15 protein-coding genes are annotated in these 13,658 nt (G+C 59.6%); 8 read left to right on the top strand and 7 right to left on the bottom strand.

What is annotated here, in order from left to right; all coding sequences use genetic code 11:
* The first annotated feature begins 82 nt into the window (after positions 1 to 82).
* The 3 genes from ligA to ACR3EK_RS07430 all read left to right on the top strand — a co-directional run bounded on the left by ligA (position 83) and on the right by ACR3EK_RS07430 (position 4,529).
* The gene (gene ligA / locus ACR3EK_RS07420) at positions 83 to 2,209 is read left to right on the top strand and encodes an NAD-dependent DNA ligase LigA (protein ID WP_480633058.1); all 2,127 of its coding nucleotides are present in this window, start codon (positions 83 to 85) and stop codon (positions 2,207 to 2,209) included.
* The gene (gene recG, locus ACR3EK_RS07425; RefSeq protein ID WP_480633059.1) at positions 2,206 to 4,296 is read left to right on the top strand and encodes an ATP-dependent DNA helicase RecG; all 2,091 of its coding nucleotides are present in this window, start codon (positions 2,206 to 2,208) and stop codon (positions 4,294 to 4,296) included. Before ligA ends, recG begins: the two co-directional genes overlap by 4 nt.
* A 110-nt stretch (positions 4,297 to 4,406) precedes the next feature.
* Positions 4,407 to 4,529, top strand: a complete 123-nt coding sequence (locus tag ACR3EK_RS07430) for a hypothetical protein (protein WP_261391793.1) — start codon at positions 4,407 to 4,409, stop codon at positions 4,527 to 4,529.
* A gap of 186 nt (positions 4,530 to 4,715) precedes the next feature.
* Here the strand turns inward: ACR3EK_RS07430 and ACR3EK_RS07435 are convergent, their stop codons facing one another.
* Positions 4,716 to 5,354, bottom strand: coding sequence for a MarC family protein (locus tag ACR3EK_RS07435; RefSeq protein WP_093962021.1), 639 nt, complete (start codon positions 5,352 to 5,354; stop codon positions 4,716 to 4,718).
* Between the two features lie 58 nt (positions 5,355 to 5,412).
* Complete coding sequence (locus ACR3EK_RS07440; protein ID WP_170339242.1) at positions 5,413 to 5,865, bottom strand: iron-sulfur cluster assembly scaffold protein; 453 nt, start codon at positions 5,863 to 5,865, stop codon at positions 5,413 to 5,415.
* Between the two features lie 48 nt (positions 5,866 to 5,913).
* On the opposite strand from ACR3EK_RS07440, the gene hisI reads away from it, so the two are divergent.
* Positions 5,914 to 6,303, top strand: a complete 390-nt coding sequence (gene hisI / locus ACR3EK_RS07445) for a phosphoribosyl-AMP cyclohydrolase (RefSeq protein ID WP_170357778.1) — start codon at positions 5,914 to 5,916, stop codon at positions 6,301 to 6,303.
* A gap of 15 nt (positions 6,304 to 6,318) precedes the next feature.
* On the opposite strand, the gene gluQRS is transcribed toward hisI, so the two are convergent.
* From gluQRS to ACR3EK_RS07465, 4 genes are all read right to left on the bottom strand, one after another.
* Complete coding sequence (gene gluQRS, locus ACR3EK_RS07450) at positions 6,319 to 7,197, bottom strand: tRNA glutamyl-Q(34) synthetase GluQRS (protein ID WP_480633060.1); 879 nt, start codon at positions 7,195 to 7,197, stop codon at positions 6,319 to 6,321.
* A complete protein-coding gene (locus ACR3EK_RS07455) occupies positions 7,194 to 7,808 on the bottom strand; it encodes a class I SAM-dependent DNA methyltransferase (RefSeq protein ID WP_170600580.1) in 615 nt (204 codons plus the stop codon). The genes gluQRS and ACR3EK_RS07455 overlap by 4 nt, the downstream gene beginning before the upstream one ends.
* A gap of 37 nt (positions 7,809 to 7,845) precedes the next feature.
* Positions 7,846 to 9,186, bottom strand: coding sequence for a methylenetetrahydrofolate--tRNA-(uracil(54)-C(5))-methyltransferase (FADH(2)-oxidizing) TrmFO (trmFO, locus tag ACR3EK_RS07460; protein WP_170600578.1), 1,341 nt, complete (start codon positions 9,184 to 9,186; stop codon positions 7,846 to 7,848).
* A 274-nt stretch (positions 9,187 to 9,460) separates the two neighbouring features.
* A complete protein-coding gene (locus ACR3EK_RS07465; protein ID WP_170363488.1) occupies positions 9,461 to 10,246 on the bottom strand; it encodes an enoyl-CoA hydratase in 786 nt (261 codons plus the stop codon).
* 58 nt (positions 10,247 to 10,304) lie between these two features.
* Here ACR3EK_RS07465 and ACR3EK_RS07470 point away from each other — a divergent pair, with 58 nt between their 5' ends.
* Positions 10,305 to 10,748, top strand: coding sequence for a PaaI family thioesterase (locus ACR3EK_RS07470; RefSeq protein ID WP_480633061.1), 444 nt, complete (start codon positions 10,305 to 10,307; stop codon positions 10,746 to 10,748).
* A 61-nt stretch (positions 10,749 to 10,809) separates the two neighbouring features.
* On the opposite strand, the gene ACR3EK_RS07475 is transcribed toward ACR3EK_RS07470, so the two are convergent.
* The gene (locus ACR3EK_RS07475; protein ID WP_093962029.1) at positions 10,810 to 11,037 is read right to left on the bottom strand and encodes a DUF1127 domain-containing protein; all 228 of its coding nucleotides are present in this window, start codon (positions 11,035 to 11,037) and stop codon (positions 10,810 to 10,812) included.
* A 99-nt stretch (positions 11,038 to 11,136) separates the two neighbouring features.
* Between ACR3EK_RS07475 and ACR3EK_RS07480 the strand changes: the two genes are divergently transcribed.
* From ACR3EK_RS07480 to rpsI, 3 genes are all read left to right on the top strand, one after another.
* Entirely contained in the window at positions 11,137 to 12,540 is a 1,404-nt protein-coding gene (locus ACR3EK_RS07480) for an aminotransferase-like domain-containing protein (protein ID WP_170339228.1), read from the top strand.
* A 164-nt stretch (positions 12,541 to 12,704) separates the two neighbouring features.
* A complete protein-coding gene (gene rplM, locus ACR3EK_RS07485; RefSeq protein ID WP_170339225.1) occupies positions 12,705 to 13,163 on the top strand; it encodes a 50S ribosomal protein L13 in 459 nt (152 codons plus the stop codon).
* A 6-nt stretch (positions 13,164 to 13,169) separates the two neighbouring features.
* Positions 13,170 to 13,655: a 30S ribosomal protein S9 gene (gene rpsI / locus ACR3EK_RS07490; protein WP_005983014.1), complete on the top strand. Its 486-nt coding sequence runs from the start codon at positions 13,170 to 13,172 to the stop codon at positions 13,653 to 13,655.
* The last annotated feature ends 3 nt before the right edge of the window (positions 13,656 to 13,658 follow it).

A 13,658-nucleotide genomic window follows, 5' to 3' on the forward strand; every position in this document is an offset into this window, starting at 1 on the left:
GCACTCACGGCTCAGCACATCTGGACCTGACCATGACCTCGCCCTATCACTGGGGTCCAAGACGATGTGACAGGGCGAGGCCATGAGCAATTCGATTGCAGTAGAAGATCTGACCGAGGACCAGGCTCGAGAGGAGTTGGCACGTCTTGCGGAACTCTTGCAGCGGGCCAACGACCTGTATCACGGTCAGGACGCGCCCGAGATCTCGGATGCCGAATATGATGCCCTGAAACTACGGAATCTCGAAATCGAGTCGCGCTTTCCGCAGCTAAAGCGCACCGACAGCCCCAGCGATCAGGTTGGTGCGCGGCCGGTGGACGGTTTCGGCAAAGTGACCCATGCAGTCCGCATGATGTCGCTTGGCAACGCATTCGACGATGAGGACGTAGCAGACTTCGTTCGGTCCGTTCGAAACTATCTTGGGCTGAGCGAAGAGGCGCCCCTCGAATTCACGGCCGAACCAAAGATCGACGGTTTGTCGCTGTCTCTGCGTTATGTGGACGGCGAACTGGTGCAGGCGGCAACACGGGGCGATGGGGAAGTTGGCGAAAACGTCACGGCCAATGCGTTGACCGTTTCAGATATCCCTCAAAAGATCGCCGACGCGCCCGGGATCCTGGAGGTTCGCGGCGAAGTCTATATGTCTCATGACGATTTCGAGAAGCTGAATGCCAAGCAGGCAGAGGCGGGGGCGAAGTTGTTTGCGAATCCGAGAAATGCGGCTGCCGGTTCGCTACGCCAGCTTGACCCAGAAGTTACGCGCGCAAGGCCCCTGCGGTTCTTCGCCTATGCCTGGGGCGAACTGTCCGAGCCGTTGGGAACCACCCAGTCATCTGCGTTGGATCGATTGAAGTCCTTTGGCTTTTCCACCAACGACCTGACTGCCGTTTGCAGCTCGACCGCGCAAATGCTGGAGCACTACCGCGCAATCGAAGAGCAGCGCTCTACGCTTGGCTATGACATCGACGGCGTCGTCTACAAAGTGAACGATTTGTCGTTGCAGGCCCGTCTTGGGTTTCGCTCGACCACACCAAGATGGGCGATCGCTCATAAATTTCCTGCCGAACTCGCCTGGACCCGGCTTGAGGCGATTGACATTCAAGTTGGCCGCACCGGCGCGCTTAGCCCGGTTGCGCGGCTGCACCCGGTGACGGTTGGCGGTGTGGTCGTGTCCAATGCAACCTTGCACAACGAAGACTACATCGCCGGTCGGGATTCGAAAGGCGAGCAGATCCGCGACGGTAAAGATATACGTGTTGGCGATTGGGTGCAGGTGTACCGCGCCGGCGATGTGATCCCAAAAATAGCCGACGTCGACCTGAGCAAAAGGCCGGAACAAGCTGTCCCGTTTGAGTTTCCGACGAAATGTCCGGAATGCGGCAGCGACGCGATCCGCGAGGAAGGCGACTCGGTGCGCCGCTGTACCGGAGGGGTGATCTGCCCGGCGCAAGCGGTCGAGAAACTGAAGCACTTCGTTTCCCGCAAGGCGTTTGACATCGATGGGTTGGGGGCCAAGCAGATCGAAATGTTCTACAACGACCCGGACCTGCCGATCCGTACGCCGGCAGACATTTTCACATTGCAAAAGCGGGACGCTGCAAATCTGAACAAGCTGGCCAACCGAAAAGGCTGGGGCAGTCAGAGCGCCGCAAAACTCTTTGCCGCGATCGAGGAAAAGCGGACAATTCCGCTGGGCCGCCTTCTGTTTGCGCTGGGTATTCGACACCTTGGTGAAGCCGCCTCGAACCTGATCGCCAATCACTACGGCACGTGGGACGCGTTCGAGCAGGCTGTCACGGCCGCCAGCCAATTCGGCGGACCCGAATGGGATGAACTGCTGAATATCGACGGTGTCGGTGAAGTCATGGCCCGGACCCTGGTTTCAACATTTGCTCAGGACGCAGAGCGCCAAAGCATCGATGCGCTGGTCGCCCAACTGAACGTGCAAGAGGCCAAACGGCCGGATACATCGGGCAGCCCCGTCGCGGGAAAAACGGTTGTCTTTACGGGTACGCTCGAAAAAATGACCCGGGCCGAAGCAAAGGCCCGCGCGGAAGCCCTGGGGGCCAAAGTGGCTGGGTCGGTCAGCGCAAAAACGGATTATCTGGTGGCCGGCCCCGGCGCAGGGTCCAAAGCCAAGAAGGCGGCAGAGCTGGGGATCGAAACCTTGGATGAAGACAGCTGGCTGCAGTTGATCGGGGACGCATGAGCGGCCGTCCAGAGCAACTGTACCCGCTTTTTGCAGGGCTCGAGACGCTGGATGGTATCGGTCCCAAGACCGCACGCCTGCTGGCGCAGACCGGGCTGGAAACGCCACGCGATCTGCTGTTTGCATTGCCATATGCGGTGGTTGACCGGCGGCGGCGTGATACGATCCGGGGCGTGGATTTACCTAAAACACTTACGGTGGAAGTCACCGTTGGCGCCCACCGCGCGGCGCACAACAGGGGCGGAGCCTATCGAATTTTCGTGCAGGACAGTCAGACCGATTTCCAGCTGGTCTTCTTTCACGCCCGGGCCGACTACCTGAAAAAGGTCCTGCCCGAAGGGGCGAGACGGGTGGTGTCCGGCAAGCTCGAACTGTTTGACGGAACTGCGCAGATGGTTCACCCGGACCACATTCTGCCGGTCGAGCAGGCGCACAGCATCCCCGAGTTTGAACCGGTCTACCACCTAACCCAAGGTGTCAGTCAGAAAACGGCCTACAAGGCGGCGCAAAGCGCGCTGGCACGCCTGCCAGATTTGGCGGAATGGGCGGATCCTGCACAGGTTGCCCGCCAAAACTGGCCGACCTGGGCCAATGCCGTCCGGGCGGCCCACACACCGCAAGGTGCCGATGACGTGGCGGCCTTTGCTCCCGCGCGCGAACGTCTGGCCTATGACGAATTGTTCGCCCATCAACTGACTCTGGCTCTGGCCCGCCTGCGGGAACGCAAAACACGTGGGACCATAAGCGACGCAACCGGGGCGTTGCAGACCCGTGTAATGGATGCGCTTCCGTACAAACCCACTGGGGCTCAGTTGCGTGCGATACGAGAGATAACCGAGGACATGGGCGCTCCGACCCGAATGAACCGCTTGCTGCAGGGGGACGTCGGATCAGGCAAGACACTGGTTGCGTTCATGGCGCTTCTGGTAGCGGTAGAGGCCGGTGGTCAGGGTGTCATGATGGCTCCGACCGAGATCCTTGCGCGCCAGCATCTGGAGGGCCTTCGCCCCCTGGCCGAAGACGCCGGCGTGGTTCTCGAAATCCTGACGGGACGGGACAAAGGGGCCGAGCGCAAGGCGAAGCTGGCCGCGCTCAAGGCGGGTGACATCCAAATTCTGGTGGGCACTCACGCGGTTTTCCAGAACGATGTGGCATTCCATGACTTGCGTCTGGCGATTGTCGACGAACAGCACAGGTTCGGTGTTCGCCAGCGGATGGAGCTCTCTGAGAAGGGACAGGGGGCCGATGTTCTGGTCATGACAGCCACACCGATCCCACGCAGCCTTGCGCTTGCACAATATGGGGATATGGACGTCTCGGTCCTGGATGAGAAACCGCCGGGACGCAAACCGGTCAAAACGGCGATTGTCAGCAGTTCGCGCATGGAGGAGGTGGTCGATCATCTGCGCCGCGCGATCGAAGACGGAAAGCAGTGTTATTGGGTCTGTCCACTGGTCGACGAATCCGAGGTCTCCGACCTCACCGCGGCCGAGGAACGGTTCAAACACTTGCGGGCCCAGTTGGGTGACGGAATCGTCGGTCTTGTGCACGGACAGATGCCCCCGGCCGAGAAAGATGCGGCAATGGCCGCTTTTCAGGACGGGCGGACCAAGGTTTTGGTTGCAACGACGGTCATTGAGGTGGGGGTCAACGTCCCCAACGCCACGATCATGGTCATTGAGCGGGCGGAAATCTTCGGGCTGGCCCAGTTGCACCAGTTACGCGGCCGGGTCGGACGCGGGCATGACGCGTCAACCTGTCTGTTGATGTATCAAGCGCCGCTCAGCGAAGGGGGCCGAAGACGGCTGGAAGTTCTGCGAGAAACCGAAGATGGATTCAGAATTGCCGAAACGGACCTCGAGATGCGCGGGGCAGGTGACTTGATCGGGACCGCTCAATCTGGTCTTCCCCGGTTCCAGATTGCCGACCTGGAACGGCAGGCTGGACTTATGGCTGTTGCCCAATCTGACGCGCGTGCACTGCTGGCTTCGGACCCGAAATTGACCTCGGAACGAGGTCAGGCCGCGCGTGTTCTTCTTTGGTTGATGAAACAGGATCAGGCCATCCGTTTGATTTCAGTGGGTTAGCGGGTTTCGCGCAAAAAGTTCACAAATGTTCTTATAAAGTTCTTTACTGATCCCCAGAAATATGAGAACAAAAGGTCAACAAAGGATTAATTCCCGACCGGAGGTGAAACATGCTGACCCAGATCAAAAGTGCTTTCAGCCGTTCGCAAGCCACGCTTTTGCAGGATGCAGCCGGCGTAGCTTCGCTGGTTGTCATGCTGATGGTGGCGCTTCACGTGCCCGTCGGGTTCTAAGCCTTTCTGCCTGCGATCTCGTGCCGATCAACCCGCGTATGTCATCCCCATTTCAGTCAAGGGTGACCTGCCTGTCCCAAACCCCTTGAAGGGGCCGTGCCTCGGCCCCACGCGGTAATCCGGACCCCACGCGAGAAACGCATTGACTGCCGCCGCCCTTTCCGCCCGGAAGGAGCGGCGGTTTTTTTACAATTGACCGGTTTTGAAGATCTCAAGCAGGGCTGACAGGACCGAGTTGACGGCCACTGAGGCCAGAATCATTCCCATGACCCGGCTGATGATTGCCGCCCCCGAATGACCGATCAGCCGGATGATTGGCTCGGCCAGTAGCATCAACACAAAGGCGCAGGCCAGCACGGACAGCATGACCAGCGCAGTAATGCCCTGATCCGCCACGCTGTAGCGGTGGTTGTCCGTCAGAATGACGATGGCCAGCATAGCACCGGGTGAGGCCAATGACGGGACCGCCAAGGGGAAGATCGCCGGGTTGTGCCTGTGCAGCTTGTCTTCCATGTCTTCTTCGGCCTGGCGCTGTTCGATTTCCTGTTTGCTTTCACCAAAAATCATCGTCAGCGCGAACAGGAACAGGATGATCCCGCCGGCGACCTGAAACGAGTTGAGGCCGATATCCAGCGCCTCGATCAGCAATTGTCCAAAGACCAGAAAGAACAGAAGGATGCCGGCGCTGATCAGTGCGGCCAGCAAGGCAGTGCGCCGGCGCGCGGCGGCTTCGATACCCGCAGTGACGGCAATGAAAACCGGGATGGTTCCGATCGGGTCGATGACGACCCACAAGGTTACAAAATGTTCCAGAAGGTTGTTCAATTGGCTTCTCCGTCAAATTGGTCAGGAGGTTAGCCGCCTTCGATTCAAAAGACCATGTTCAGGCGCAGTTGGCTTGTTCGGCCTTCTCGAAAGCCTCGGCGATCGCGTCCAGGGCAAGCATGATCGACGCGTGCCGGTTCTTGTAATCGCGGGCGGGCCGCAGAACTTCCAGTTCGTCAAACGGCGCGTCCGGGGTGGGGCCGTCACTCTTGAGCATGGCCGCCAGCTGGTCGCGCGCGGTTTCGATTTGGGGGCGGGTTGCCCCGATGACCGATGCACCGACCACTGCCGCTGCGGCCTGACCCAGTGCGCAGGCTTTCACGTCCTGACCAAACTCGGTAATCCGGCCGTCCCGCACTTTGATGTCCACGGCAACCGTCGAGCCGCACAAGGGCGACCGTTTCTTGACGGTCGCATCCGGATCTTCCAACCGCTGCAGGTGCGGAATGTCGGCCGCCAGCGCCAGAATGCGCCCGGAGTAGAGCTTGATCAGGTCGGTTTCGCCGGACATGGGTTTCCCTCGGTGGATGTTCCCCATACATAGTGGCCATGTTCTGGGATGCAAAAGGTTTTTGCGATGTCGCGCTCTGCTACGTTCGACCCGTCGACGCTCAAGTTCAATGAGGCTGGGTTGGTCCCGGCCATCGCGCAAGAGGAGAGCACCGGCGAGGTTCTCATGATGGCTTGGATGAACGCCGAGGCGATCCGAAAGACGCTGGAAACCGGGCGCGTCACCTATTGGTCGCGCTCGCGCCAGTCCTTCTGGGTCAAGGGAGAAAGCTCGGGCCACGTGCAAGAGTTGGTGGATTTTCGCGTCGATTGCGATCGGGATTGCCTGTTGGTTCTGGTACGACAAAGCGGCCCCGCTTGCCACACAAACCGCCGAAGCTGCTTCTACACCGCCGTCCGGGACGGGGAAGAGGTCGAATTGATGTCGCCGATGGCCTGAGGGCGCCTAGCGGGCCTAAAGACCGACCATTGCGCGGACGTCTTCGGGCGTCGCTCCTTCGGCCCGGTATTTCGCAATCGCCCTGGCGTCGTCTCGCTTGGCCAGCCGTTTTCCCGTTTCGTCCCGGATCAGTCGGTGATGGTGATAGGTGGGCGTCTCCAACCCCAACAAGCGCTGCAGCACCACGTGAATCCCGGTTGCGTCAAACAGATCCTGACCGCGAACCACATGTGAGATGTTCTGGGCGGCATCATCCAGAACGACTGACAGGTGATAGGACGTGCCCATACCCCGCCGGGCGAGGACGACATCGCCGACGCCGTGCAGCATCTGTTCGTCCGACAATTCTATCCAGCCAGTCGCGCCATCCGGACCGGACCCGGTCTCGTGAAACCTCAACCCGGTGGCGTCCCTCGCGATCCGGCACAGCGCTTCGGACATATTGAGACGCAGGGCCACATCCTCCGGGATCGCGGACTGCACCTGCTGTGCCCATTTTTTACGGCATGTTCCGGGATATATGACGCCGTCAGGTCCGTGCAGAGGAAACCCTTCCTGCGGCGCACTGGCGGCGGCCGCGATATCCTTGCGATTGCAGGTGCACGGATATAGCAGCCCTTGGGACCACAGCCGGTTCAAGGCCCGCCGATAGAGCGGCATACGATCGGATTGCCGCAACACAGGGCCAGGCCACGTCAAACCCAACCACGTCAGATCGTCATAGATCTGATCCTCCCAATGCCGACGCGCCCGGGACTGATCGATATCCTCGATCCGCAGCAGGAACGTGCCGGAGTTTCGGTCAGCGAGGCCATACGCAAGCAATGCAGAATACGCATGACCAAGATGCAATGGCCCGGTTGGAGATGGGGCAAATCTTGTGGTGAATTTCACGTCTTTTCAACGATATATACGTCGGATTTCAAGTCCAGACCTGGCAGGTGCGGTCCGTGTTCACGAAACAGGAGGCGCGCCGCTCCCATGTCCAGCCATTCGTTCAGGCGCCCGGTATAGCCGGGGTCGTCCAATGTATGGTCGTTGAACGAAAACGCCAGCAGGCCACTCTTTGGCAAGACTTTCATAAGCATGTCGAATGTCTGGGGCGGCGCGGCGCCGGCGCCGATCACTCCGATCGCGGCGATTGCCTTGTATGCCCCCGTCTCCAACGGGTTGGGATCGGTGATGTCGATGGCAGCAAGATTGCGGTAGACGCCCTTGGCAGCAGCACCTTTCAGCATCTCGGGTGTCGGATCGACGCCGTCGATTGCCCGGTATCCGGCCTTGTGCAAGGCGACACCGGACAACCCGGTCCCGCAGCCATAGTCAAGGATAGGCGTGTCCGGTTCCGGCAACTTGGACCACAACGCCTCGGCCACGCGGCCGGGCGTGGCATACCCGTGCTCGGCCACCTCATCTTCGTAAGAGGCCGCCCATTTCTGGTAATGCGCCTGGGTTTCCTGCGGCGTGTTCAGATCATATGTGTTTTTGAGGAACTTCTCGCTCATGCCGTCAGTTTAGGCGCGCGGCCCGGTCTGCGTCCAGTCAGCTTTGCGTCAGCCACTGCTGCCATGCCTCCTTGGCGCGATCGGTATAGGCTTTGTAGCGATCCTTGCGACCACGGCGCCCACCTTTCAACCCGTCGACCGGTCGGAACAAACCAAAATTCACGTTCATAGGCTGAAAGGTTTTGGCCTCTGCGCCGCCGGTGATGTGATGAATCAGCGCGCCCATGGCGCTGTCCTGTGGAACCGGGGGCAGGGAGTGGCCAAGGATCTCTGCCGCTGCGAGACGACCCGCCAGCAGGCCCATCGCGGCGCTCTCGACATATCCCTCAACCCCGGTGATCTGCCCGGCAAATCGGATGTTTGGCTTGGATTTCAGGCGCATCTGCGCATCCAGCAAGGTGGGCGAGTTGATGAAGGTGTTGCGATGGATGCCGCCCAGACGGGCAAAACTGGCATTCTCGAGCCCCGGAATCATCCGGAACACCTCGGTCTGGGCGCCATATTTCATCTTGGTCTGGAACCCAACGATGTTGAACAGCGTGCCCAAAGCGTTGTCGCGACGCAGTTGAACCACGGCATGAGGTTTTACGTCCGGCTGATGTGGATTGGTCAGGCCCACCGGTTTCATCGGCCCGTGACGGAGAGTCTCGCGCCCACGCTCGGCCATCACCTCGATCGGCAGGCAGCCATCGAAATAGCCAGCTGTTTCACCTTCGTGGAACTCGGTCTTGTCAGCGGCCAGCAGCGCGTCGATGAAAGCCTCGTACTGGTCACGGTCCATCGGGCAGTTCAGATAGGCGGTACGCTCTTCCTCGGTCTCACCTTTGTCATAGCGCGACTGCATCCACGCCTTGCTCATGTCGATCGTGTCAGCGTAGACGATCGGGGCAATCGCGTCGAAAAAGGCCAGCGCTTCGGCCCCGGTCTCGCGCTGGATCGCTGCGCCCAACGCTGGCGAGGTCAGCGGACCGGTGGCAAATATCCAATGTCCATCGTCCGGAAGCGCGGTGACTTCCTCACCGGTGACCGTGACCCGTGGGTGCGCCTTCAGCTTGGTGGTCACCGTTTCGGCAAAGGGTTCACGGTCTACGGCAAGAGCGCCGCCCGCAGGAAGTCGGTGGGCGTCAGCGGTGGTCATGATCAACCCATTGGCCGCGCGCATTTCCCAGTGCAGTAAACCAACGGCATTCTGCTCGTCATCATCAGACCGGAACGAGTTGGAACAGACCATCTCGCCCAGGTTGCCGGTTTGATGCGCAAAAGTGCCCACTTTGGGGCGCATTTCGTGAATCACGACGTCCACGCCCATTTCGGCGGCCTGCCATGCGGCCTCGGATCCGGCCATGCCGCCGCCAACGATATGCAATTTCTGTGTCATGTGCGTCCAAATAGGGCAGGTGGCCCGCGCGTGCAACGGCCAACGAAAACTGCCGCCAACATTGCAGTAACGCTATGATTTTATTGGGAAGTCTTGGGGTCGCCGCTGCGGGAATGTCTGCGCCGGTGAGAGAAACCAGCTTGGAGGGACCTTCCGCCCACGGCGACCCAAAAGATAGTGAGGGCCTCAGCCCTGTCTCAGCTTTGCCACACAGATGCCCTTTTGAAAAGTGCAAAAATGCGAACAGTCGATAATTTTAGCCATAACAATTGCGTCATTGGGTCCAATTTGGTGAACGTTTTTCGATAAATGCGGAAATACCTTCCTCGGTATCCCGGTGCAGCATATTTTCGGCCATTACGCCGCCGGTATAGGCATATGCCTGATCCAAAGGCATCTGAAGCTGCTGATAAAACGCCTGTTTCCCGATCTTTACCGCCGCGCCCAGTTTGGACGCCAACTGCTCGGCCAACGACAGGGTTTCATGCTCCAGCAGCGTTTCCGGAACGACACGATTGACCAGGCCCAGCTCGGCGGCCCGCTCCGCTGGTATGAAATCACCGGTAGTCAGCATCTCAAACGCCAGTTTGCGCGGAATGTTGCGGCTCAGCGCCACCATCGGCGTCGAGCAGAAGAGACCGATATTCACGCCATTGACGCCGAATCGCGTTCCTTCGGCTGCCACGGCCAGATCGCAGGTCGCCACCAGTTGGCAGCCGGCGGCCGTTGCAATGCCATGGACCTGCGCGATCACCGGTTGGGGCAGGGATTGGATCGACATCATCATTCGGGCGCAGCGATTGAACAGATCGGTGAAGTAGGCCTTGCCGCCATCTTCGGCCTGCCGACCTGCGGTCATCTGCTTGAGGTCGTGACCGGCACAAAACGCCTTGCCTGCCCCGGACAGTATCACGGCGCGGATCGTGCGATCATCGCGCAGGGTATCCAGTTCAGATTGCAACGCCTCCAGCATTTCGTCGCTCAGCGCATTCAGCCGCTCGGGCGTATTCATTTTCAGATGAGCGATCGCGCCCGTGTCGTTACGTTCCAAAATTGCCATCTTGCCCTCCTGCCGGCTGTGGGGCCAACTCTAGGTCGGCAAATCGAGGAGGGGAAGCATGTCATTGGCAATGAACAAGGAAGAGCTGACGGAATATCTGGCGCAGGTCTTCCCGCAGGTGCACAAGGATTTCGTCGTCCTGGATCTGACCGACGACTCGATCCGCATGCGTCTCGTTGTCGAAGATCGGCATCTGCGTCCGGGCGGAACCGTGTCCGGGCCTTCGATGTTCGCCCTGGCCGATGTCTGCGTCTATTCGATGGTTCTGGCGCGGAAGGGCCGGCAATCGCTGGCGGTGACCACCAACAGCTCCATGGATTTTCTGCGCAAACCTGCCGGTGGGGCCGACATGATTGCCGAGTGCAGGTTGCTGAAACTGGGGCGTACGCTGGCTGTTGGTGACGTCCTGATGTACTCGGAAGGGCAGGAGGCGCCGGTGGCGCGCGCCAGCATGACCTACTCGCTGCCACCTGCCGGGTCCGCCGCAGCTGCGTTCGGATAAAAAAATGCCGGGGACAAGCCCCGGCACAGGAAGAGGTCCCGTAATTGGGACTGGGGATATTCTAGCCAAGCCAGAATTGGCGGCGTGCTTCGCGGTCAGCCTCAAAGCGCGTCAGTCCGACATCCTTCAGCAGACGGTCGTCCAGCCTGCTCAGGTTGACGCGACTGCGGCGCCGGCGTTCCCATTGGGTGACAGTCGCCGCAAAACGCACGGCCAGCGCAGCGATCAGAGGCAGCCGGGGGCTGTCGTTCAGCAGCAAGAGGGCGGGGGTGTGCATTGCGCGTGTCATGGTAAGTATCCTTTCAAATTGTATTGACACAAAGCATAAATGTTCGGTACATTGTTGTGATACATTCACGATTGTGTTGAACGCAAAGGAAGAATTGTAATGGATACAATTTGGCCGACAGATCTGCCAAAATCCAAGGGGCCAAAGTACACACTGGTCGCAGATACAATTCGAAAAGCCATCGAAAACAAGCAGCTGGAAGTCGGGGTGAAGCTTCCTCCGGTGCGGGAACTGGCGTATCGATTGCAAATCACACCGGGAACGGTCGCCCGGGCCTATTCCATTCTGACCGAGGAGGGGTTGCTGCAGGCCGAGGTGGGGCGTGGTACATTCGTGGCACCACCGAAAATGCCATTGCTGGACGATGTCTGGTCACGGCAGCTTCATCTTCGCGACGACAAGTATGACGCCAATGTCAGCCTGTTCAGCCCGCGACTGCCAGATGTCGGACAGGTGTCCCTGATACGGTCATGCCTTGCCAAGGTGGCGCAGGGGGATCCGAAGATGTTCATGAACTATCCCACCCGCGACGCTTACCTGCCTGTACGCCAGGCGGTCGTTGATTGGCTCTCCGACTTGCCGCTGGGCGCTTTGAACGCCGATGACATCGTTCTTACGCATGGCGGGCAAAGCGGACTGTGCGTCGTGTTTCAGACCGTTCTGCGCGATCCGAAACCCGTTGTTCTGGTCGAGGACCTCTCATATGCGGGATTCCGTCGCGCCGGTGAGTTGATGCGCGCCGAAGTTGTCGGTGTGAAAATGGACAAATGGGGTATCAGCCCGGATGCGCTGGACCACATCCTTCGTCAAACTCGGGCGCAGGCGATCTGCGTGTCGCCCGAAGTTCAGAATCCGACCGGTGGCCATTCTCCTCTTGAACGCCGCAACGAGGTGATCGAGATCGCCCGCCGCCACGATCTGCAAATCATCGAGGACGATTGCTATCGTATGGGCGAGGCGCGCGCACCCAGTTACAGGGCTCTTGCGCCTGAACGGGGCTGGCACGTGTCGTCGATTTCCAAGACCCTTACGCCGGCGTTGCGCGTGGGGTTCGCCATCGCTCCGCGGGAACGCAGCGGAGACCTGCGCCGATCGGCGGAATACGGGTACTTCGGGTTGGCGCAGCCATTGGCCGAACTGACCCGCTTGCTCCTCAGTCACCCTCAATCCCGGCAAATGGCGCGGGATGTTCGCGCGAAGATGGGTGAGTATGTACGGGTGGCCGTCAATGCACTGGGTGGCTTCAATCTGAACTGGGACGCCGACATTCCCTTTGTCTGGCTAAGCCTGCCCTCCGGCTGGCGTGCTGCAGCCTTCAGCAGAGCCGCCGAGCGGGAGGGCATTCAACTCCGATCGGCAGATGAATTCGCGCTGAGGGATGGACGAGCGCCAAATGCCGTGCGCATTGCCATGAACGGGCATGTCTCGCTGAAGCAGTTCGAATCCGCCATGCTGCGTCTGCGCGCCTTACTGGACAATCCGCCCGAACAAATCAGCGTTTGATTTGGGGTAAATAGATACCTATTTTATAAGCTAATGTTTTATAATAATTAATTGGACGCTACCATTCTTGACGTGCACTTACGGGCCGTCTAAATACCCATCCATCGAATTCGGGCCGGTCCACCTTTGGGGCGGCCTTTCACATCAAACAGGATTGTCCTGACATGAAAACCTTCTCTGCAACTCCTGCAGACATCGACAAGAAGTGGATCCTGATCGACGCCGAGGGCGTTGTTCTGGGCCGTCTTGCCTCGATCGTCGCCATGCGCCTGCGTGGCAAGCACAAGCCGTCGTTCACCCCGAACATGGACATGGGCGACAACGTCATCGTCATCAACGCCGACAAGATCCAGATGACCGGCAAGAAGCGCGACGAGCACTTCTACTGGCACACTGGCCACCCGGGCGGCATCAAGTCGCGCACCAAGCAACAGATCCTGGAAGGCGCGCACCCCGAGCGTGTGGTCTTTCAGGCCGTCAAGCGCATGCTGCCGGGCAACCGTCTGTCGCGTCAGCAGATGACCAATCTGCGCATCTATGCCGGTGCCGAGCACCCGCACGAAGCCCAGGCCCCCGAAGTTCTGGATGTCAAATCCATGAACAAGAAAAACACCCGGAGCTAATGACCGATGGCTGATCAGATCAATACTCTCGAAGAGCTGAGCGCCGTCGCAGGCGTTGAAACCGTGGCCGAAGAAGTTGTTGTGCGCGAGCCCGTGCGTGACGAACTGGGTCGCTCCTATGCAACCGGCAAGCGTAAAGACGCTGTTGCCCGCGTTTGGATCAAGCCGGGTTCCGGCAAGGTCACCGTGAACGGCAAGGACCAGGACGTGTATTTCGCACGCCCCGTTCTGCAGCTGATCCTGCGCCAGCCGTTCCAGGTTGCCGGTGTCGAAGGTGAATTCGACGTTGTGGCAACCGTCAAGGGCGGTGGCCTGACCGGTCAGGCCGGTGCGGTCAAGCACGGCATCTCGAAAGCGCTGCAGCTGTACGATCCCAGCCTGCGCGGTGCCCTGAAAGCCGCGGGCTTCCTGACCCGCGACAGCCGCGTCGTGGAACGCAAGAAATACGGCAAGCGCAAAGCCCGCCGTTCGTTCCAGTTCTCGAAGCGTTAATCG

This window comes from Ruegeria sp. BC8, assembly GCF_056535705.1.